This is a genomic window from Allorhizobium pseudoryzae, assembly GCF_011046245.1.
Taxonomy (GTDB): Bacteria; Pseudomonadota; Alphaproteobacteria; order Rhizobiales; family Rhizobiaceae; genus Neorhizobium; species Neorhizobium pseudoryzae.
The window spans coordinates 3,008,186-3,027,506 of sequence record NZ_CP049241.1; the positions used below are offsets into that span (position 1 = coordinate 3,008,186).

The window sequence follows — 19,321 nt, forward strand, 5'->3', positions numbered from 1 at the left end:
TATCACGCTGTCAGAGGCGTTTACGATGAGCAGCATCTTGAAATTGCCGCGAGGTTGGTTTTCAAGTGGCCTTTGGACAGGGAAGAGTCAACGGTCAAGGGTGGTATGAGCGCGTATTCGAAGGCCGGCTTGGTGATGGCTCTGGTGGCAGGCTCCGTTCTCGCGGCCGTTCAGCCGGTTCTGTCTCAGGATGCGTTCAAGACGTTCCGCCAACTGGACAGCACGGCCAAGATGCCGAAGCTCAATGCGTTTTCGCCTGCACTCGGCACGGCCTCTCCCGTGGCGCGCGATGTGAAGATCCAGGCCAAGCTGACGCCGGATGGGCCTCCCATGAAGACGGGGCTCAGCTGGCGGGTGTTCAGCCCCGATCCGGGGCCCGACGGCAAGCTGCCGCTGGTCGCTTCCGCGGAAGGTGGCGACGCCAATTTCCAGCTGGCGCCCGGTTCCTATTTCGTCAACGTCGCCTTCGGTCGAGCCGGGGTCACCAAGCGTCTCAACGTGCCCGCCAGCGGTGACGTGCCGGCGGAATTGCTTGTTCTCGATGCCGGCGGCATCGTCCTGAGTGCCGTCGCCGGCGAGGATCATCGGGTGCCCGCCGCCAAACTCAAGTTTTCCATCTATTCCACCGAGGTCCGCGAAGATGGCGAGCGCCCGCTGGTCATGGCCGACGTCAAGCCCAACACGATCGTCCGCCTGAACGCCGGCAGCTACCACATCGTCTCCGAATATGGCGACGTCAACGCCTCGGTGCGCGCCGATGTGCAGGTCGAGGCCGGCAAGCTGACGGAAGCGACACTGCAGCACCACGCCGCCCAGGTGAGTTTCAAGCTTGTCTCGCAGCTCGGCGGCGAAGCGGTGGCCGATACGGCCTGGTCCGTCCTGACGGCGGGCGGCGACGTGGTGGCCGAAAGCGTCAGCGCGTTCACCTCGATGGTGCTGACGGAGGGCGACTACACGGTCGTCGCCCGCAACAAGGAAAAGATCTATCAGAAGGATTTCAACGTCGAGTCCGGCAAGGATGTCGATGTCGAGGTGCTGATGAAGGAACAGCAGGCCATCTCGGTCAACGACACCGAATAGAGCGCCGTCGTCTGTCGCGTCACCCTGCCCGGCGGAAACGCGGGCGGACGGGATCACGCATGGCAAAGACGGCCTGATGCAGTTGCGCCAGCAGATCCTTGCGGTCCGACGTCGATGACATCTCCTCCCACGTCATCAAGCCGCCGATCTTTGCTTCAATGGTCGTTCCCGACAGACGCTTGAACTCTCGGATCAGAAGCGACAGGCGCAGCGTCAGCGACACCCGGCTTGCCAGATGGAACAGCCGGCCATTCTGGCCGCGAAAATAGACGGGAATGACATTCGCCTTGGCCGCCTGGATGAGGCGGGCCGGAAACATTTTCCAGGGCAGGTCCTCGGCGCGGCCGAAACCGCGTTTTGCCGTTGCCACACCGCCTGCAGGGAAGATGATGATGGTGACGCCTTCCTTCAGGAGGCGGACCGCCTCGCGCCGCGTCTCCATGTTCATCGCCAGCGCCTCCTTCGTCTCCTCGAAGCAGACCGGCAAGGAGTAAGGCGCGATTTCCGGCACCTTCAGCAGTTCGTTGTTGATGAGAACCCGGAACGGCCGACCGAGTTGTTCGGCCAGCGCCAGAATGGCAATGCCGTCGCCAATGCCAAAGGGATGGTTGGCGACGATGACGAGCGGCGCATCCGGCAGGTCCTTCGGCGGCCACGTCCCCTCGACCTCCAGCCTCACCTTGATCAGGTCCAGCATCCGCCCGAAAACGCGATCCGACTGTCCGGCCACATCCTGGCGCCAGGCGTCGTAGAGGCGAACATAGCGATCACGGCCCGATAGGCCTTCGATCGAACGGATCAGCCAGCGTTTCAGCCGCGGATCGCGGTCGTTGGCGTAAGACAGTTCCTTGAAGCGCAAATTCCCCTCACCGGGCCTGACCCGACACACTTCGGTTTGTGTATTACAGTTCTACGACGCTTTTCTGACAGGCGCCGCAACAGCCCCTGTCCCGGACGGAACAGGGGCTGACGGTTCTTTATTCCGCGGCGACCTTGCGCAGCGCCTGGCGGCGCTTGACGTCCGGCGGGGTTGCCTCCTCGGTCAGGGATGCCACCGCATCGGCCAGCGACATCGGCGTCTGGGCCTGGCTGCCCAGCCGGCGGATGTTGACCGTGCGGTTTTCCGCTTCCTGACGACCGCAGACGATGATGACCGGAACCTTGGTCACCGAATGCTCGCGGACCTTGTAGTTGATCTTTTCGTTGCGGAAGTCCTCCTCAACGATCAGACCCGCATCCCGCAGCGTCTGCACCACTTCGCGGCCATAGTCGTCGGCATCCGAGGTGATCGTCGCGACCACCACCTGCAGCGGGGCGAACCAGAGCGGCATGTGGCCGGCGAAGTTCTCGATCAGGATGCCGAGGAAACGCTCCATCGAGCCGCAGATCGCGCGGTGGATCATCACCGGCTGCTTCTTGTCGGAGTTCTGGTCGATATAGAAGGCGCCAAACCGTTCCGGCAGGTTGAAGTCCACCTGCGTCGTGCCGCACTGCCATTCGCGGCCGATTGCGTCCTTCAGGGTGTATTCGAACTTCGGACCATAGAAGGCACCCTCGCCCGGCAGAATGCCGGTCTTGATGCGGCCGCCCGACTGTTCCTCGATGGTCTTCAGAACCTCCATCATCACGCTTTCGGCGCGATCCCAGAGGTCGTCGGAACCAACGCGCTTATCCGGACGGGTGGAGAGCTTCACCACCACCTCATGGAAGCCGAAGTCCTCGTAGACCGAGAGGATCAGGTCATTGATGCGCAGGCACTCCGCCGCCATCTGCTCTTCCGTGCAGAAGACATGCGCATCGTCCTGGGTGAAGCCGCGCACGCGCATCAGGCCATGCAGCGCGCCGGAGGCTTCGTAACGATGCACGAGCCCGAATTCCGCAAGCCGGACGGGCATTTCGCGGTAAGACTTCAGACCATGCTTGAAGATCTGCACGTGGCCCGGGCAGTTCATCGGCTTCAGCGCGAAGACGCGGTTGTCCGCCTCCTCGTCATCCGGGTTGACGAAGGCATGGGCGGATTTCACCGCGAACATGTTCTCGTTGTACCAGCCCCAGTGACCCGACGTCTCCCACAGCGACTTGTCGAGCACCTGCGGTGCGTTGACCTCTTCGTAGGTGTTGGCGAGCCGGCGGCGCATATAGGCCGTCAGCGTCTGGAACATGCGCCAACCCTTGCCGTGCCAGAAGACGACGCCTGGGCCCTCTTCCTGGAAATGAAAGAGATCCATTTCGCGGCCGAGCTTGCGGTGATCGCGCTTTTCGGCTTCCGCCAGCACGTGCAGATACTGGTCGAGCTCTTCCTGGGTCGCCCAGGCGGTGCCGTAGATGCGGCTCAGGACCGGGTTGTTGCTGTCGCCGCGCCAGTAGGCGCCGGCCACCTTCATCAGCTTGAAGGCCGTGCCGATCTGGCCGGTGGAGGCCATGTGCGGGCCGCGGCACAGGTCGAACCATTCGCCTTGGCTATAGATCTTCACGTCCTGGTCGGCGGGGATCGCATCGACCAGTTCGACCTTGAAGCGCTCGCCCTTTTCGCCGAACACCTGCTTGGCCTTGTCGCGCGACCAGACATCCTTGATGAACGGCTTGTTGCGGCCGATGATGTCCTTCATCTTCTTTTCGATCTTCGGCAGATCGTCGGGCGTGAAGGGCCAGTCCTCGCCGCTATCGGCGTGGACGCGCTTGAAATCGTAATAGAAGCCGTTTTCGATCACCGGGCCGATTGTCACCTGCGTGCCGGGCCACAGTTCCTGCACAGCTTCCGCCATCACATGGGCGGCATCGTGGCGGATCAGTTCAAGCGCGCGGCCATCGGTGCGAGTGACGATCTCGATCCGGCCCTCGGTGACGGGGTCGGAGAGATCACGCAACTCGCCATCGATCGCGATGGCGACCGCCTTCTTGGCCAGCGACTTGGAAATGGATTCGGCGACCGCCAGACCGGTCGTACCGGCATCATAGGAACGGATCGAGCCATCGGGGAAAGTCAGGGAAACGGACATGTCTATGCTCCTGTTATCCAGTCCCGCCAACGAATGCGGGTGGTTTGATCTTGCCGTCGAAAGACGGCGTAACGCGCGCGTTGATAAGCGGGAAAGCGCTGTTAGTAAAGAGAATGCGAGAGACGCAACGGCAGGCTATGCGCGCGAGCCCCAGAAGTCCAAAGCACCGGTCGGCAGTTTTCGCAAAAAGTCCTGCAGCTTTGCATCGTCGACATGCCGGCGGAGTGCCGCCGTCACGTCCTCGATCGCGCTCGGGGTCGACAGGTTGTGATTGTGCCGCAGCTGCCGCACCTCCGCCATCAGGCTGTCGCGGTCGGTGAAGGGCATAACCGGCTCCTGCGTGTTCCAGTCACTGACGAAGATCGCCCTGACAACGGGTGGCAGCAGTCCGGCAAAGCCGATCGCCTCGGCAAACGTCAACCTTCGCCGGAACACCTGCAACACCGCCTGCAGCATCGTGTAAGCCTGGTGGCGGGTCTTCAGCAGCGAGATCTCGAGGAGATCGTCCATGAAGGTCTCAAAATCCCGCGAGGCATGATGGTATTCCATCGGGATCGGCATGACTTAGCCCACCTCTTCGGCGGCGAAGCCGTTCTGCGTCGTCCGTTTGCGCTCATAGGCCCAAGGCCGCCACCAACTTTGCCGGGCCGCGAGATGCTCCGGCACCGGATCGAGCCCCGACGAACCGAACGGTCCGCAGCGAACGAACCGCCAGGCCACCATCCAGCCGCCGAACCAGAGGCCGTGGCGCGCCACCGCCTCGTAGCCGAATTCCGAGCAGGTGGGGATGTGACGGCAGGAATTGCCGATGAAGCCGGAGAGCGTCAGTTGATAGAGGCGGATCAGCCCCATGCCGAAAAGCCGCCCCGGCGTCTTGCGGAATGGCCCGTGCCAGTTGCGCCCGCGGCGTTGCGGGGCATCGTGCTCAAGGTCGCTGTCTTCGCACTGCTCGCACATTGGCACTCAGCCCGCCCGGGCGACCGAGCCCGTCTCGATCTGGTCGAGACAATCGACGACCGCGTCGAAGGTCAGCATGGTCGAGGCGTGTCGCGCCTTGTAATCCTTGACGGGCAGAAGCACCCGCATCTCCTCGAAGCGGCCCTCCGGCCCCTCGCCGCCCTCTTTCAGCATGGCGAGCATGGCGTCGCGGGCATTGCGGATCTCCTCTGCCGTCGCGCCCACCACATGCCGCGCCATCACCGAGGACGAGGCCTGGCCGAGCGCGCAGGCGCGCACCTGATGGGAAAAATCGCTGACATGCCCCTCGTCCATCTTCAGGAAGACGCGCACCTTCGAGCCGCACAGTTTCGAGTGTTTTTCGGCCGTCGCATCGGCATTCTCCAGCACGCCGGCCCGTTCGATGTTGCCGGCCAACTGAAGGATGCGCGCGTTATAGATGTCGTCCATGCGGAGTGCTCACTTCAAAATCGCCTCGACGTATCACGATTGCAAAACGCAGTGTCAACGCGGAGGACCGGCTTTCGGGCGGCCATGGCAGTGCCTCGGGGTGGTCATGGCGGCTGGTCCACATTATATGATGGGCCGATGGGCAATCATCAAGACGGAAAGATATGCCCCGAACCATTCCGAAATTGGCAGACACTCTCTTGTCAAAAGAGATCCGTCGGGCCAGATAGCCCGTAATGATGTAACGGCTGAACAAAGACCGCCGCAGTGATCGTTAGGATGACCGGCGGGTTTGATGTGGCCCGGTTCCGCATCAGGAGAGATGAAGCTATGGACGCCATCGTGAAAAACTTCCCTGCCGGCCAGAGAGAGGCGCGCCCCACCCAGCAGGAGGCCGAAGAGGCAGTGCGCGTACTGTTGCGCTGGGCGGGTGATGATCCGACCCGCGAAGGACTTCTGGATACGCCGAAGCGCGTCGCGAAAGCCTATCGGGAACTGTTTTCCGGTTACGACGAGACGCCGGAAGAGGTGCTCGGCCGCACCTTCGAGGAGGTCGCCGGCTATGACGACATGGTTCTCGTGCGCGACATTCCGTTCTTCTCCCACTGCGAACATCATATGGTGCCGATCATCGGCAAGGCGCATGTCGCCTATCTGCCGAAGGGCCGGGTATTGGGCCTCTCCAAGATTGCCCGCGTGGTCGAGACCTATGGACGCCGCCTGCAGACGCAGGAAGCCATGACGGCTCAGGTGGCGCATGGCATTCAGGATGTACTGGAACCGCGCGGCGTTGCCGTGATGATTGAAGCGGAACATATGTGCATGTCGATGCGCGGCATCCAGAAGCAGGGTTCCTCGACGCTCACGACCACGTTCACCGGCGAGTTCGATGCCAACGCCGCCGAGCAGGCACGTTTCCTCATGATGATCCGGCGCTAGGGCGCCGCCTTTTTCCCTTGGACCGTTTTCCATGACGATTACTTTTCCGGCCGCGCCGACCGACAAGACGGCGCTTGAAGGCCCCGGCGCCTTTACTCCGCGTTTCGACGAGGCGGGCCTCGTCACAGCCATCGTGACCGATATGCGTGACGGCCATCTGCTGATGGTCGCGCACATGAACAGCGAGGCGCTGGCGCTGACGATCGAGACCGGGATTGCCCATTATTACAGCCGCTCCAGAGCGAAAATCTGGAAGAAGGGCGAGACCTCCGGCAACCTTCAGACGGTGGTGGAACTGCTGACCGACTGCGATCAGGATGCCGTCTGGCTGAAAGTGAAGGTGGCGGGCCATGATGCCAGCTGCCATACCGGTCGCCGTTCGTGCTTTTATCGAACAGTTGAATACCGCAACGGCACGGCGGTCCTTGAAGTTGCCGATGAAGCGCGACATTTTGATCCCGACAGGATCTACGGGGACGGGAAGACTTCCTAGGCATTTGCCTAGTAATGCGTCACTCCCGCCCAAGATCAACGGATTGGAAACGAATGTCGGCGTTTAATGAGCGTCCGGCGCTTTTCGCCTTGAGGACGGAAACGACATGCTCAACTGGACCTGGCATCGCAACGAACCGCAGGGAACGACGGCAGAGCATGCGGGCGGCCAGGCCGCAGGACCAGGAGCACCGGTCGCGACGCCAAAGCCACCGCGCAAGGCGAAACTGGCTCTGGCCCTCGGCGGCGGTGCTGCGAGAGGCTGGGCGCATATCGGTGTCCTTCGAGCGCTGGACGAAGCGGGAATCGAAGTCGGCATGATTGCCGGTACCTCGATCGGCGCCTTGGTCGGCGGCTGCTATCTTGCCGGCAAGCTTGATGAACTCGAAGGTTTTGCGCGCTCGCTGACGATGCGGCGCATTGCCGGCCTCCTTGACCTCACGATCGGTGGCGGCGGGCTTCTCGGCGGCATGCGGCTGACGAAGCGCATGCAGGAACACCTGGCCGATATCGCGATCGAGGATCTGGACAGGCCTTTCGTCTCGGTAGCAACGGAACTGCACAGCGGACACGAGGTGTGGATCACCAGCGGGTCGCTGATCACCGGCTTGCGGGCGTCCTACGCGCTGCCCGGCATTTTCGAACCGGTCAAATGCAACAACCGCACGCTGGTAGATGGCGCTCTCGTCAATCCGGTGCCGACCTCGGTGTGTCGCGCCTACGAGCAGCCGCTCGTCGTGGCGGTGAACCTCAACTACGACATCTTCGGCCGGTCCGCCGTCGTCAAGCACAATGCCAGCATCCAGCCGGTGATCGAAGGCCAGCACACGAAGGTGCACGAAGCCAAGCTTGGCATGCCAAGCGTGATGGTGCAGGCCTTCAACATCATCCAAGAGCGCATTTCGCGCGCGCGGTTGGCGGGGGATCCGCCGGACCTCGCACTGCATCCGCGCCTCAGCGATATAGGCCTGTCGGAATTCCATCGCGCCGGCGAAGCGATCGATCGCGGCTACAGCGAGGCACAGACCCGCATTACCGAGCTGAAGCGCATGCAGGAAGTCTTCGCCTTCGCATGATGGGCGCACGAGGCTCGTTCGCGCCGCGCGCCCTACCCTGATCCGGCTCAGCTGGCGATATAGGCGCGGATCTGTTCGGCTTCGGTTTCCACTTCCTGGATCCGCGCCTTGACGATATCCCCGATCGAAATGATGCCGACGAGGCGGCCCTGATCCTCGACGGGCACGTGGCGGAAGCGTCCGCTGCTCATGATCCCCATCAATTCGTTGAGCGTCGTCTCTTCCCGGCAGCGGGTGACGGTGGTGGTCATGGCAGACGAGACCGGTTGCGACAGAACCCCGGCTCCCTTTTCTGCCACGGAACGCACCAGATCACGTTCGGTGAAGATGCCGGCGATCCGGCCTTCCAGCGAGGTGATCACGACGGCACCGATACGGTTTTCATTGAGGATGGTCGCAACCTCCTCGATCGTTCTGTCACGGGTGACGGCAACCACGTTGCGGCCCTTGGCATCCAGCATGTGTCTGACGGAAACAGCCATCAATTCCTCCTCTTGACGAACCTTTGCGCCCGGCCGCTTCCACTCCTCCAAGCTCACGACGCGGGCACCGGCAAATGGTGCGCCTCCGATCCGTCGAATGCAACAGGTTTCGGCAAGGCCTTCTGGAGGGCTCGTGGAGGCCGGTGTCTAACGGCTGGCAAGCGGCGGATCGAAGGCCGAAAACAGGAGATAACCGAAGAAAAAGCCGCCGATATGGGCATCCCAGGCGATGGCGCTTGTTCCATCACCCACCAAGGGCACGCCAACGGCGATCAACACATTGCCGATGAACCACAATAGGGTGAAGACAAAGACGGTGCGATTCGTCAGTGCTTCCACAATGCCCTGGCGCGGCAGGCGATGCGCATCCCCACGCGCCAGCCCCCCGCCCTGGCGTGGAAAGGCGAAACGGCAGGCGGCCGCCATCAGCGCCGAAATCACGCCGGATGCCCCGATCAGCACCGTCTCCTGCCCCCAGTTGAGAAAGGCGTGGAAGAAGGCGGAGGCGGCAGCCGAGAGGGCCCAGAAGAGAAGAAAGCGCAACGCCCCCAGCCGTCGTAGCACGGGCGCGCCGAAGGCCGCCAGCCAGAGACTGTTGAAGGCCAGATGTTCGGCACTGCCGTGCAGGAGGGAGTAGGTGACCGGCGTCCACAGCCATTCCAGCCCCTGCGAGGACAGCGGGTAGACATAGCGCAGCGGACTGAAGGCGAGTTCGTAGAGCAGCAGATACCGGGTCTCGTCATCCAGCAGGTATGTCTCGACGAGGTAAAGCCCAATCAGCAGCGCCAGGATGGCGATCAGAAGCGGCGGCAGATTGATGGCCGGCTGGCTCCGACGCGCCATGGCGGGTTCGTGAGGCGGTCTTGCCGGACCCGCACTGCCCGCGGACGATCCCTCCGGTACTGGCGACCCCGGTTGCGACCCGGATTGCGGGCCATGCTGCGGCGTCTTCGGCGATTCGTCCATCCATTGATCCTTTGCGTCACCCTCCCAGACATACAGCAGCCGTCCCGCCTGACAATCCCGCTTTCGGCCACAAGCCTGTGAGACGACGGGGCAACGATCAGAACATGAAGATCCACACGCTGCTGGAAACCAGTCGTCGTGCTCCGTTGCGGCGAAGGTTTGTCCCCCGGATGTCCGCAGTCATGACGCCCTGCCGGCTTCGTGATTTGCGCCGCCGAAGACAGAATTTTCTTGGCATTTGCAAACGCCGACAAATCCTCTGCCGCGGTCCGCTGGTTCCGATCCCCCCACCAACTGGCACGCAATTCGCTCCTTTACGATTGGTTAAGATCATAGTGACCGAAACCGGCCCTAAACGAGACAGTTGGTATCGATGCAGAGCGAGCGTACACAGGACGTCTATGAGTATTGGAACAGCCTGAGACAGGGTGCCTCGGCACCCTTGCGCTCGGATTTCGATCCCAGCGTTCTGCGCCGGCGCCTGCCGGACCTCTTCATGCTGGAACTTTCCGGCCCGGATCTCATCTTCCGTCTGGCCGGCACCCGGATCTGCGAACTCTATCGGCGGGAACTGCGCCATCACCGGTTCCTGTCGCTCTGGCAGGGCGCGGATCAGGACAAAGCTCTGGAGGCGGCTCTGGCGGCATTGAGGACGGAAGAGGCGGTGGTCATCAATCTGTCCATGCGGCATGGACTGGGCGATACGCCCTGCGAGATGCTGCTGATGCCCATCCGCTCCTCCGGCAAGCTTGCCGATCGCCTGCTGGGCTGTCTTCTTCCGCTTGCACCGGTCTCGCTCGGCAAGGTCTTCTCCCCGGGCTGCATGCAGGCGCGCTACTGGCTTCCGGCGACCGACGGTTTTGACCCGGACGCGACGCCGATGGCCGGCCAGGCACGGCCGGATATTCGCCCGCTTCTCCAGCGGTTGGTCGATGCTGCACGCATGACGCGCAGGCGCTGACACAAGAACCATATGTTAACTCGCTGGCTGTATGTCTGGACTGCAACACGACAGACGAAAGACTGCGATGTTTTCCTTCCAGGCTCCCATCTCCGCCACCCAGCCGCCGCCGCGCACCTTTCAGCGTGTCTCGGTCAACATGACGGGTCGTCTGATGCTGGCCAATCGGGAAGAATATCCTTGCATCGCAACAGACATGTCGCCCGGTGACGTGATGATCTCCTGCGTCGGCCTGCCGAGGGTCGGTGAACGCGTGATCGCCTATATCGACCACCTCGGGCGCCTCGAAGGTCAGGCGTTGCAGTTGACCGAAGCCGGTTTTGTCATGTCGGTCACGGCCACGGATCGCAAGCGCGAGAAACTGGCCGCCCAGTTGACGTGGCTCGCCAACCGGCACGAGCTCGGTCTGCCGGAAGATCGTCGTCACGACCGCCTCACACCCCGCATCACCCGCGCCGAACTCAGCATGGAAGACGGCACCCGTTATCCTTGCCGCCTGGTCGATCTGTCGCTGTCGGGTGCCGCCATCGATATCGAGGTCCGCCCGCCGATCGGTACGGTCGTCAGCCTCAACCAGATGCGCGGCCGTATCGTGCGCCATTTTGCCGAGGGCGTCGCACTCGAATTCGCCCATGTGCAGACCCGCGAAAGCCTGCGCGCCTTCCTCTGATTTATTGGATTCCATGCACTGAATACGCCCGGCCGGATCTCCCGCCGGGCGTCTTTGCGTGTGCTGTCTCGGTACAGACGAAACGGCAGGTCACTGCCCCCTGAACACGCGGCTCTGCGCGTGCCGGAAAAGCCACCGGATCGGCTCCCACCTGGCGACTGTGCGAAAAAGAAGCGCCTCGACAGATTTTTTTCTCGCTCCGGCACACTTTTTTTGAGGCCGATTTCGACCGTTTTGAGCAGGTCATGGGTGCCGCGACGGCGGATTTGCGAAGGCCGTGTGGCAGCGATCCGGCATCATTGCCGCACGGGCGGATAGCGAATGCACATCGGACCGTGCGGACGCTCAGCCGAAAAACGGCGACGCCTCAACGGCTTGCCCGCCAAACGGTGACAATTGATCCAAATTTTCATTGCATTTGATGCAAATACCCATCGAATGCGCGTCGATTTCGATTCAAATTCGTCTCTCATTCGATGTGCATTCGAGTCATGTTCTAATAAAACAAGCTATTGTTTTAACTGGTAAATTTCGCGAGCAATCAAGGCGTCTGTGAGAGCTTTCTCCCATCGAACGGGGAGAAAAAAGAATGTCTCACGCCAAGATGATCGGAACCGGCCTCGCCGCCCTTTGCATGACCCTGATGTCCACCAGTGGCGCCTTTGCGGCAGCCGGTGCGATGAAGATAACCGGCAAGGCAAACCCGCCGATCGGTCACTACGAATTCTGCCAGACCTATCGCAGCGAATGCGTTCCGACCGTCGCCGACGAAGGGGCCATGACGCTCACCGAAGACAAGTGGCGCAAGATCCTGGACGTCAACTTTACCGTCAACAACTCGATCACGCCGATGACCGACCAGGAAATCTACGGCGTCGAGGAACGCTGGGCCTATCCGCGCACGGTCGGCGACTGCGAAGACTTCGTGCTTCTGAAGCGCAAGATGCTGATGAGCCAGGGCTTCAGCCCGGCCGACCTGCTGATCACCGTCGTCCTGCAGCCGAATGGCGAAGGCCATGCGGTGCTGACGGTGCGCACCGACCGTGGCGACTTCGTGCTCGACAACATGCGCAACAAGGTTCTCCTGTGGTCGGACACCGAATACACCTATCTGAAGCGCCAGTCCTCGTCGGATCCGGCGGCCTGGGTCAAGCTCCAGGATGGTCGCGCCAATGCCGTGGCAAGCGTCCGCAAATAGGCCGGCCACAACAAAACTGATTGTCGCTCGGTTAACCTGTCATTAACCAGGATTGCCGAAGGATGACGGTACGGGGTTCACGTGAGTCCCGCACCTCCTTCGGAACCTTCCCAATGCGACAGGGCCACGCATCCCCCATCAGCGAGCACGAGCCGCTTCTGTCCACGGCGCTGATCACCAAGGTGACCGGCGCCATGACCGCACTTGCACTGCTGGCAGGCGCGATCAGTTATGCGGGGCACTGGTATGGGCGCACATTGGCGCTCGCGGGCCACACCGACAATCCTCAAGTGATCAGTGTTTCGATCGGCAGCGATACCATCGCCGTGCCGGCAAACATGATCCGCTTCCGGGAACAGCGGAAGGAGGGCGCCGCCGAACGCCTCAACCTCTACCTCGCCTGGCCTGAAATGCAGGGGTACACCCAGGCGCTTGCCGCGCGTTTCGACCAGCTGGATCTCTCAAACAGTCTGATTTTCGTGGAACTCACCGAGGCCACCATGTCGCGCGACATGTCCGGCCGGCTGGAGCCGATCTATACGCGGCTTTTCGAGGGAGAACCCGAGGATGCCGGCAACGGCCTGACCCTGCACCGGCTTCGTGCCGACAGCGGCTATGGCGGCGAGGCGGTGCTGACGGCCACACGACCGGGCAAGCCGGACTATGTCGTCCGCTGCGTCCTGCCCGTGCCGGAACATCCGGCCGGAAGCGGCGATTGCCAGCGCGATATCCACGTCGGCGAGGGCCTCAGCGTCCTTTATCGCTTCTCATCCACCCTTCTTCCGGCCTGGGACCATATTGATGCCGCGATTGCAACCTTTGTCGGGGCGCATCTTGCGGCTGAGCCAATGGATAAAATCCAACCGCAATCCTGAAGATTCCGTTCATCATAAACCTCTTGGTAACGCCCCCACCCTACTATGGCCAGAACGGAAGTTCGCGGGGGCGCTCCGGAAATGACAATTGAAATGCAGTGAGTGAGTGCACCGTGCTGACCAATCTCAACACAACATCCTTTTCCAAGGGTGGCGCCTCGTTTTTGAAGACGGCCATGGGTTATCTTGTTGGCCTTGTCGCCCTCTCGATGATTGCGAGCAGTCCCGCGCTGGCGAATCCCAAATATGCCGGCATCGTGGTCGATGCAAAAACGGGCAAGGTTCTCTACAGCGAAGATGCCGATTCCCTTCGTTATCCCGCGTCCCTGACCAAGATGATGACGCTCTACCTGACCTTCGAGGCGCTGGAGAGTGGCCGCATCACGCTTGATTCCCGCGTGCCGGTTTCCGCCCACGCGGCAGCGGAACCGCCGACCAAGCTTGGCGTGCGGGCCGGCGGATCGGTCACCGTCGAGCAGGCCATCAAGGCGCTCATCACCCGCTCGGCCAATGACATGGCAACCGCGCTTGCGGAATTTGTCGGTGGCTCCGAGGCCCGCTTCGCGCAGCTGATGACAAACAAGGCGCGGGCGCTCGGCATGACGCGCACCACCTACCGCAATGCGAATGGTCTTCCCAATACCGCGCAGATGACGACCGCACGCGACCAGGCCCGCCTCGGCATCGCGCTGCGCCAGCATTTCCCGCAGTATTATCCCTATTTCTCGATCCGCTCCTTCCAGTTCGGCAAGCAGACGATCGGCAACCATAACCGGCTGCTCGGCTCCGTAAACGGCGTCGACGGGATCAAGACCGGATACACGCGTGCTTCCGGCTTCAACCTCGTCACCTCGGCGCAGGCCGATGGTCGTTCCGTCGTCGGTGTTGTGATGGGCGGGACCAGCGGTGGCGCTCGGGATGCGCAGATGCGCAAGCTGATTGCCACCTACATGCCGAAGGCCTCGACTGGCCGTGGCAGCAACCTGATCGCGGAAGTCCGCACGCCGTCTCTTCCGGCCACCTCTGTTCCGGTTCCCGTGCAGCCCGAGGCATCCCGTGCCGTGGTCGCCGCAAGCCAGGAGGTCGCGTCGATCGAACCTTCGGTGTCCGTTCCGGTGCCAGCCGGTCGTTACGACGACAAGCTCCCGGGCGCTGCTGCCTATGCTTCCGAACCGAAGCGCAACGGCGCAGCTGCCGCCGTGACCGCAGCGATGACGGCCTCCCCGAGCGTCGGCGTGCCGACACCGGCTCCGGCCTACATGCCTCCGGTGCGCGAGCAGGCTGCCGTCGAGACCGACAAGGTGACGACCGCATCGACCCGCAAGAGCGAGATCAAGACAGAAACACCTTCGGGTTGGGTCATCCAGATCGGCGTGTCCGCCGATCACGGTGCAGCCATGGAACTCCTGCACAGTGCGCAGGATAAGGGCGGTCAGGTATTGCGTACCGCCAAACCCTTTGCGGTTGCCGTCAACAGCGGCGGCAGCCAGCTCTATCGCGCCCGTTTTGGTGGCTTCGGCGACCAGAAGGATGCGATCAACGCCTGCAACGCCTTGAAGAAGAAGGGCGTGTCCTGCTGGGCATCCCAACAGTAAGTGAATGAGCAGACGGGCCGGTCCTGCCGGCCCGTCTGTCGGGCTTTCGCCCAAGTTAAGATCCTCGATTTGTTTTGCGTTACGAGGTCATCACATGGCAATGAACGAGAATAATCTCGATTTCCCGCTGCCGGCGGGAAGCGAGACCAAGATCAGGGGCAGCGGCCTGCATCCGCTGCATGAGGCAGCGCTGAGGCTTGCCGGCCTCGGAATCCATCGTCCGAAGGAGCGTACGCGTGATCTCGTGACGTTGCTTTTGTCGCACGGCGCACGGGCGTGGCGGCATTCCCAGCCGGAAGCACGCATCTACATGCATCTGTCGCCGAAGGCCGGACGGCTGCCGATACGGCTGAAGCTCCGGTAAATTGTAACGTCCCGAAAAGGCGCCTGCGGGCGCCTTTCTCGATTAGAGCAGTCCGAGATCGGCAAGCTCGCGCCTCAAGTCTTCCGGCATAGCGGCGGCATCGTCGCCAATCGAGGCCAAATCCTTCGGCGCATCCTCTGCCGTCAGGTACCGCCAGCCCTGGAAGGGCCGCTTCGGCTGCGGCACGGTCTCGATGATTTCCGGCCCGAGCACGAGATGGCAACGACCGATGCCATCCGCGCCGGTGAAGGTTTCGATGCCGAGCAGCGGCTGGCGTGCGCTCACCTGCCCCTTGATGACCCAATACAGCGAACCCCCGTTCAGCAGTTCATCGACCCGCTTCGGCACCATGCGGGTGGTGTGGGTGGTATGCGGTTCAAGGCCGGCGGCCATCGCCGTCAGCGATCGCTCGCTCACCCAATCCCGGAGATCCTGGATCGAATCGGCACCGACGCAGAGTTTCAACAGATGAAGTGTCATGGCGCGGTTGAAAACCGATCCGCGCCTTTGGTCAAGGCCCAAGCCGCGCCTTGTCCATCAACATTCCACGACATTGACCGCGAGACCGCCCGTGGATGTCTCCTTGTATTTCTCGCTCATGTCGTGACCGGTCTGTCGCATCGTCTCGATCGCGGCATCCAGCGGCACGAAATGCGCTCCGTCGCCTTTGAGGGCGAGCGAGGCTGCCGTGACGGCCTTCACCGCGCCCAGCGCGTTGCGTTCGATGCAGGGCACCTGAACGAGACCGGCCACCGGATCGCAGGTCATGCCGAGATGATGCTCGAGCGCGATCTCGGCGGCGTTTTCGATCTGCTCGGGCGAACCGTCCATGACGGCGGCAAGGCCCGCAGCCGCCATGGCTGCCGCAGAGCCCACCTCGCCCTGACAGCCGACCTCGGCGCCGGAGATCGAGGCATTGTGCTTGATGATACCGCCGACGGCGGCCGACGTCAGCAGGAAGGTGCGGATATCCTCCTGGCTCGCATCGTCGTGGAAGTGGAGATAATAGCGGATGGTGGCGGGGATGACGCCGGCCGCACCATTGGTCGGCGCTGTCACCACCCGTCCGCCGCCGGCATTTTCCTCGTTCACGGCCATGGCATAGACAGACAGCCAGTCATTGGCGAGCAGCGGATTGAGCCGGTTGCTTCTGACATCCGCCTTGAGCTTGTCGTGGATCGACTTGGCGCGTCGGCGCACCTTCAGCCCGCCCGGCATGATGCCCTCGACCTTCAGTCCCCGGTCGATGCAGCTGTTCATCGCCTCCCAGATCCGGTCGAGACCGGCGTTCAGGTCGGGCTCGCTCATGCGGGTCAGTTCGTTCGCCCGTTTCATGTCGGCAATGGCAAGGCCCGAGGCGCGGGCCATGTCGAGCATCTGGCGGGCCGTGGCAAACGGATAGGGCACGCGGTCGCTACCGGCCTGCGTGCTGCCGCGCATGGCCTCCAGTTCGGTGTCGGTGACGACGAAGCCGCCGCCGATCGAATAGTAGATCCGCTTCAAGAGCAGCCGTCCGTCCTTGTCGAGGGCGGAAAAGCTCATGCCGTTCGCATGCCCCGGCAGGGCCTGCTTTTTGTCAAAGACGAGATCGGTTGCCGGCTGGAAGAGGTAACCGGCGGGGGGATGGCCATGCGGCGTCGCACGGCCGCTGCGTTCCACCGTTTCGATGATGGCGTCCATCCGATCCGGATCGACGCTGTCCGGCCGCTCGCCCGTGAGACCCAAAATGACCGCCCTGCCCGTTCCGTGGCCGATGCCGGTGAACGCGAGCGAACCGTGCAGGCTGACCTGCAGAGAAGCCACGCGTGCGCCCGCCGGTCTCGGCCAGTCATCTGAGAGGACAAGATCGAGAAACCGGTTCGCCGCCGACATCGGCCCCATGGTGTGGGAACTGGACGGACCGACGCCGATCTTGAAGACGTCAAAGACGGAAAGAAACATGGGGGGCGATTCCTGGGTGGCAGAGGGGTCTAAACTACCTCGCCTCCCTCCACTGTCCAGCCGCCTGACCGACATCAGCGGTCAACGGAAACGACACGCAATACCGCCATGGGGCAGGTATCGGTCAAAGGTGGCGGGGAGACGACAGGAATGCAGTGGGACGGATGATCAGATGGTACCGAAAAGATAGGCCAGCGCCAGTACACCGGCAAAGCCACAGAGTGCCTTCACGGTGACGCCCCAGCAGGACTTCTGTACAGTGTCTTCCATAATTGCTCCAGTTGCGGCCGCGGCGTAGAGTGCCGCGCAAGCCCTTAACCGTATATTAATGACGTTCACATTTCGCAACTGCAAAAATTGACACATTCACAGCTGCGCTGGCCTTTGTGCACAGGTGTTCACGCAATGCAAGGGCAAGGCCGCCACAATCCGGCCCAGATGGTAAACGGCAACCGCTTGAGATCATCGTCGTCCTGACGCATAGGATGATGGTGAACCCTCACGGTTCCCTGTTGTTGACCCTCATTCTGGCGCTCCTCCCATGACCCTTGCCGATTATCTTGCGCTTGGCCTGTTTGCTGTCTTGTGGCTCGGCTATTCCTGGCTGACCAGTGGCGAGCCGGTCCTGCCGCGTCCCAGTCTCAATCAGGCGATGGCGGAGCGGCGCCGCCAGTGGATCTACAATTCGCTCGGCCGCGACCTGAAAATGATCGACACGCAGATCATGGCGGGCCTGCAGAACGGCACCGCCTTTTTCGCCTCCACCTCGATCTTCGCGATCGGCGGCTGCTTTGCGCTGCTGGGCGCCACTGATCAGGTCGATGCCGTCTTCCGCGACCTCGCTTTCGTCAGCTACAGCGGCCGTGCCGCCTTCGAGGCGAAGGTCGTCGGTCTGACGGCCTTGTTCGGCTATTCCTTCTTCAAGTTCGGCTGGTCCTACCGCCTGTTCAACTACTGCACGATCCTGTTCGGCGGCCTGCCGATGTCGGCGGAATACAGGGCCGATCCAGACACTGCCAAGCGTGATGCGGAACGGGTGATCCGGATGAACATCATTGCGGCCCGCCACTTCAACGCCGGCCTCCGCACGATTTTTTTGTCGATCGGCTATCTCGGCTGGTTCATCGGGCCCTACATGTTCATGGCATCGACCCTTTTTGTGATCATCGTTCTGACACGAAGGCAGTTTTTCTCCGAGGCAAGGCTTGCCCTGATGGACGAGTCGGTACGCCGCGCCAAGACATAAGGAAATCCGTTGTCCTCTCCCGATACGCCTCCCGGCATGCTGCGCACGCCGCGCATCCCGCTGATCGATACGCTGCGCGGCGTCGCGCTCATTGCGATGGCCTCCTACCACTTCACCTGGGATCTTGAATTCTTCGGCTATCTGGAACCGGGAACGGCGACGGAAGGCGGCTGGAAGATCTATGCGCGGTTTATCGCCTCGAGCTTCCTCTTCCTCGTCGGCATCAGCCTTGTGCTCGCGCACCGGCCGGCCATCCGCTGGAAGCCGTTCGGCCGCCGGCTTGGCATGGTGGCGGCAGCGGCAGCCGTGATCAGCATCGGGACCTTCATCGCTCTGCCGCAGGAATGGATCTTCTTCGGCATCCTGCATGCCATCACCGTATCGAGCCTGATTGCGCTGGCTTTCCTGCCGCTCCCGTCGCTCATGACCGCCCTCGCCGCCATCGGCATTCTGATCGCCTTCGTCATCGACGGCTGGGTGATGCCGGGCGTGCTGCGATCGTCCGTCTTTGATCCGCGCGCTCTGGCCTGGATCGGGCTCGCGGAGACACCGCCGCGCTCCAATGATTTCGTGCCGCTGTTTCCCTGGCTGGCCGCCGTGCTGGCCGGCGTTGCCGTTGCCGGCCTTTTGCAACGGCATGGCGGTTTCCAGCGTCTGCAATCCTGGCAGCAGAGACCGAACATCCTGACGCGTGCCGGCCAGCACAGTCTCGTCTTCTATCTGGTGCACCAGCCGGTGTTGATCGGCATCGTCTACCTGGCAAGCCTCGTTGCGCCGCCGCCCGCCCCCGATCCGATCGAAAGCTACAATCGCAGTTGTGAGGCCAGTTGCACCACGGGCGGCAACGACGCGGGGCTTTGCCAGCGTTTTTGCGCCTGCACGGGAGAGAAGCTGGTGGCGCAGTCCCTGTTTGAACCCATGCAGCGGCGTGAGATCGATCCGTCCACGGATCAGCGGGTGCTCGATATTGCCGGCCAGTGCACGGCTGAGAGCATGGAAAAGCCGTGAGGGATGATCGCTGACACCCGGT

21 protein-coding genes are annotated in these 19,321 nt (G+C 62.2%); 12 read left to right on the forward strand and 9 right to left on the reverse strand.

What is annotated here, in order from left to right:
- Positions 1-105: 105 nt before the first annotated feature.
- Entirely contained in the window at positions 106-1,080 is a 975-nt protein-coding gene (locus G6N78_RS14530) for an RgsD C-terminal domain-containing protein (protein ID WP_165219637.1), read from the forward strand.
- 19 nt (positions 1,081-1,099) lie between these two features.
- On the opposite strand, the gene G6N78_RS14535 is transcribed toward G6N78_RS14530, so the two are convergent.
- The 5 genes from G6N78_RS14535 to G6N78_RS14555 all read right to left on the reverse strand — a co-directional run bounded on the left by G6N78_RS14535 (position 1,100) and on the right by G6N78_RS14555 (position 5,486).
- On the reverse strand, positions 1,100-1,939 hold the full coding sequence (locus G6N78_RS14535; protein WP_165219639.1) for a lysophospholipid acyltransferase family protein: 840 nt from the start codon (positions 1,937-1,939) through the stop codon (positions 1,100-1,102).
- A 118-nt stretch (positions 1,940-2,057) separates the two neighbouring features.
- On the reverse strand, positions 2,058-4,079 hold the full coding sequence (gene thrS, locus G6N78_RS14540; protein ID WP_370691433.1) for a threonine--tRNA ligase: 2,022 nt from the start codon (positions 4,077-4,079) through the stop codon (positions 2,058-2,060).
- Positions 4,080-4,214: 135 nt separating this feature from the next.
- Positions 4,215-4,640 carry a DUF2267 domain-containing protein gene (locus tag G6N78_RS14545; RefSeq protein WP_165219641.1) on the reverse strand — a complete coding sequence of 142 codons (426 nt, stop codon included), beginning with the start codon at positions 4,638-4,640 and terminating at the stop codon, positions 4,215-4,217.
- A gap of 3 nt (positions 4,641-4,643) precedes the next feature.
- Positions 4,644-5,036, reverse strand: a complete 393-nt coding sequence (gene yidD, locus G6N78_RS14550; RefSeq protein WP_165219643.1) for a membrane protein insertion efficiency factor YidD — start codon at positions 5,034-5,036, stop codon at positions 4,644-4,646.
- 6 nt (positions 5,037-5,042) lie between these two features.
- Complete coding sequence (locus G6N78_RS14555; protein ID WP_165219645.1) at positions 5,043-5,486, reverse strand: iron-sulfur cluster assembly scaffold protein; 444 nt, start codon at positions 5,484-5,486, stop codon at positions 5,043-5,045.
- 330 nt (positions 5,487-5,816) lie between these two features.
- Here G6N78_RS14555 and folE point away from each other — a divergent pair, with 330 nt between their 5' ends.
- The 3 genes from folE to G6N78_RS14570 all read left to right on the forward strand — a co-directional run bounded on the left by folE (position 5,817) and on the right by G6N78_RS14570 (position 7,993).
- Positions 5,817-6,425 carry a GTP cyclohydrolase I FolE gene (folE, locus tag G6N78_RS14560; RefSeq protein WP_165219647.1) on the forward strand — a complete coding sequence of 203 codons (609 nt, stop codon included), beginning with the start codon at positions 5,817-5,819 and terminating at the stop codon, positions 6,423-6,425.
- A 31-nt stretch (positions 6,426-6,456) separates the two neighbouring features.
- Entirely contained in the window at positions 6,457-6,918 is a 462-nt protein-coding gene (gene hisI, locus G6N78_RS14565; protein ID WP_165219649.1) for a phosphoribosyl-AMP cyclohydrolase, read from the forward strand.
- A 106-nt stretch (positions 6,919-7,024) separates the two neighbouring features.
- On the forward strand, positions 7,025-7,993 hold the full coding sequence (locus tag G6N78_RS14570) for a patatin-like phospholipase family protein (RefSeq protein WP_165219651.1): 969 nt from the start codon (positions 7,025-7,027) through the stop codon (positions 7,991-7,993).
- 47 nt (positions 7,994-8,040) lie between these two features.
- Here the strand turns inward: G6N78_RS14570 and G6N78_RS14575 are convergent, their stop codons facing one another.
- Entirely contained in the window at positions 8,041-8,475 is a 435-nt protein-coding gene (locus G6N78_RS14575) for a CBS domain-containing protein (RefSeq protein WP_165219653.1), read from the reverse strand.
- A 147-nt stretch (positions 8,476-8,622) separates the two neighbouring features.
- Positions 8,623-9,318, reverse strand: a complete 696-nt coding sequence (locus G6N78_RS14580; RefSeq protein ID WP_165219655.1) for a rhomboid family intramembrane serine protease — start codon at positions 9,316-9,318, stop codon at positions 8,623-8,625.
- A 496-nt stretch (positions 9,319-9,814) separates the two neighbouring features.
- Here G6N78_RS14580 and G6N78_RS14585 point away from each other — a divergent pair, with 496 nt between their 5' ends.
- The 6 genes from G6N78_RS14585 (at position 9,815) to G6N78_RS14610 (ending at position 15,104) form a co-directional block, all read left to right on the forward strand.
- Complete coding sequence (locus G6N78_RS14585) at positions 9,815-10,402, forward strand: PAS domain-containing protein (RefSeq protein ID WP_165219657.1); 588 nt, start codon at positions 9,815-9,817, stop codon at positions 10,400-10,402.
- Positions 10,403-10,469: 67 nt separating this feature from the next.
- On the forward strand, positions 10,470-11,072 hold the full coding sequence (locus G6N78_RS14590) for a PilZ domain-containing protein (protein ID WP_165219659.1): 603 nt from the start codon (positions 10,470-10,472) through the stop codon (positions 11,070-11,072).
- 634 nt (positions 11,073-11,706) lie between these two features.
- Positions 11,707-12,270 (forward strand): transglutaminase-like cysteine peptidase, encoded by a 564-nt coding sequence (locus G6N78_RS14595; protein WP_370691524.1) that lies wholly within the window; start codon positions 11,707-11,709, stop codon positions 12,268-12,270.
- 113 nt (positions 12,271-12,383) lie between these two features.
- Positions 12,384-13,145 carry a hypothetical protein gene (locus G6N78_RS14600; RefSeq protein WP_165219663.1) on the forward strand — a complete coding sequence of 254 codons (762 nt, stop codon included), beginning with the start codon at positions 12,384-12,386 and terminating at the stop codon, positions 13,143-13,145.
- Between the two features lie 176 nt (positions 13,146-13,321).
- Positions 13,322-14,740 (forward strand): D-alanyl-D-alanine carboxypeptidase, encoded by a 1,419-nt coding sequence (locus G6N78_RS14605; protein ID WP_165219665.1) that lies wholly within the window; start codon positions 13,322-13,324, stop codon positions 14,738-14,740.
- Positions 14,741-14,834: 94 nt separating this feature from the next.
- Positions 14,835-15,104, forward strand: a complete 270-nt coding sequence (locus G6N78_RS14610; protein ID WP_370691434.1) for a hypothetical protein — start codon at positions 14,835-14,837, stop codon at positions 15,102-15,104.
- A gap of 42 nt (positions 15,105-15,146) precedes the next feature.
- On the opposite strand, the gene G6N78_RS14615 is transcribed toward G6N78_RS14610, so the two are convergent.
- Both G6N78_RS14615 and G6N78_RS14620 read right to left on the reverse strand, forming a co-directional pair.
- On the reverse strand, positions 15,147-15,584 hold the full coding sequence (locus G6N78_RS14615; protein ID WP_165219667.1) for a DUF1489 family protein: 438 nt from the start codon (positions 15,582-15,584) through the stop codon (positions 15,147-15,149).
- 57 nt (positions 15,585-15,641) lie between these two features.
- A complete protein-coding gene (locus tag G6N78_RS14620; RefSeq protein ID WP_165219669.1) occupies positions 15,642-17,045 on the reverse strand; it encodes an L-serine ammonia-lyase in 1,404 nt (467 codons plus the stop codon).
- A gap of 541 nt (positions 17,046-17,586) precedes the next feature.
- Between G6N78_RS14620 and G6N78_RS14625 the strand changes: the two genes are divergently transcribed.
- Entirely contained in the window at positions 17,587-18,291 is a 705-nt protein-coding gene (locus tag G6N78_RS14625; RefSeq protein WP_165219671.1) for a DUF599 domain-containing protein, read from the forward strand.
- 36 nt (positions 18,292-18,327) lie between these two features.
- Positions 18,328-19,299 (forward strand): heparan-alpha-glucosaminide N-acetyltransferase, encoded by a 972-nt coding sequence (locus tag G6N78_RS14630; RefSeq protein ID WP_165221842.1) that lies wholly within the window; start codon positions 18,328-18,330, stop codon positions 19,297-19,299.
- Positions 19,300-19,321: the final 22 nt, after the last annotated feature.

What these genes read in the sequence shown, in the direction of transcription:
- G6N78_RS14530 (WP_165219637.1), top strand. Translation starts at nt 106, where the DNA reads ATGAGCGCGTATTCGAAGGCCGGCTTGGTGATGGCTCTGGTGGCAGGC.
- thrS (WP_370691433.1), bottom strand. Translation starts at nt 4,079, where the DNA reads ATGTCCGTTTCCCTGACTTTCCCCGATGGCTCGATCCGTTCCTATGAT.
- G6N78_RS14545 (WP_165219641.1), bottom strand. Translation starts at nt 4,640, where the DNA reads ATGCCGATCCCGATGGAATACCATCATGCCTCGCGGGATTTTGAGACC.
- yidD (WP_165219643.1), bottom strand. Translation starts at nt 5,036, where the DNA reads ATGTGCGAGCAGTGCGAAGACAGCGACCTTGAGCACGATGCCCCGCAA.
- G6N78_RS14555 (WP_165219645.1), bottom strand. Translation starts at nt 5,486, where the DNA reads ATGGACGACATCTATAACGCGCGCATCCTTCAGTTGGCCGGCAACATC.
- folE (WP_165219647.1), top strand. Translation starts at nt 5,817, where the DNA reads ATGGACGCCATCGTGAAAAACTTCCCTGCCGGCCAGAGAGAGGCGCGC.
- hisI (WP_165219649.1), top strand. Translation starts at nt 6,457, where the DNA reads ATGACGATTACTTTTCCGGCCGCGCCGACCGACAAGACGGCGCTTGAA.
- G6N78_RS14570 (WP_165219651.1), top strand. Translation starts at nt 7,025, where the DNA reads ATGCTCAACTGGACCTGGCATCGCAACGAACCGCAGGGAACGACGGCA.
- G6N78_RS14575 (WP_165219653.1), bottom strand. Translation starts at nt 8,475, where the DNA reads ATGGCTGTTTCCGTCAGACACATGCTGGATGCCAAGGGCCGCAACGTG.
- G6N78_RS14580 (WP_165219655.1), bottom strand. Translation starts at nt 9,318, where the DNA reads ATGGCGCGTCGGAGCCAGCCGGCCATCAATCTGCCGCCGCTTCTGATC.
- G6N78_RS14585 (WP_165219657.1), top strand. Translation starts at nt 9,815, where the DNA reads ATGCAGAGCGAGCGTACACAGGACGTCTATGAGTATTGGAACAGCCTG.
- G6N78_RS14590 (WP_165219659.1), top strand. Translation starts at nt 10,470, where the DNA reads ATGTTTTCCTTCCAGGCTCCCATCTCCGCCACCCAGCCGCCGCCGCGC.
- G6N78_RS14595 (WP_370691524.1), top strand. Translation starts at nt 11,707, where the DNA reads ATGACCCTGATGTCCACCAGTGGCGCCTTTGCGGCAGCCGGTGCGATG.
- G6N78_RS14600 (WP_165219663.1), top strand. Translation starts at nt 12,384, where the DNA reads ATGCGACAGGGCCACGCATCCCCCATCAGCGAGCACGAGCCGCTTCTG.
- G6N78_RS14605 (WP_165219665.1), top strand. Translation starts at nt 13,322, where the DNA reads ATGGGTTATCTTGTTGGCCTTGTCGCCCTCTCGATGATTGCGAGCAGT.
- G6N78_RS14610 (WP_370691434.1), top strand. Translation starts at nt 14,835, where the DNA reads ATGGCAATGAACGAGAATAATCTCGATTTCCCGCTGCCGGCGGGAAGC.
- G6N78_RS14615 (WP_165219667.1), bottom strand. Translation starts at nt 15,584, where the DNA reads ATGACACTTCATCTGTTGAAACTCTGCGTCGGTGCCGATTCGATCCAG.
- G6N78_RS14620 (WP_165219669.1), bottom strand. Translation starts at nt 17,045, where the DNA reads ATGTTTCTTTCCGTCTTTGACGTCTTCAAGATCGGCGTCGGTCCGTCC.
- G6N78_RS14625 (WP_165219671.1), top strand. Translation starts at nt 17,587, where the DNA reads ATGACCCTTGCCGATTATCTTGCGCTTGGCCTGTTTGCTGTCTTGTGG.
- G6N78_RS14630 (WP_165221842.1), top strand. Translation starts at nt 18,328, where the DNA reads ATGCTGCGCACGCCGCGCATCCCGCTGATCGATACGCTGCGCGGCGTC.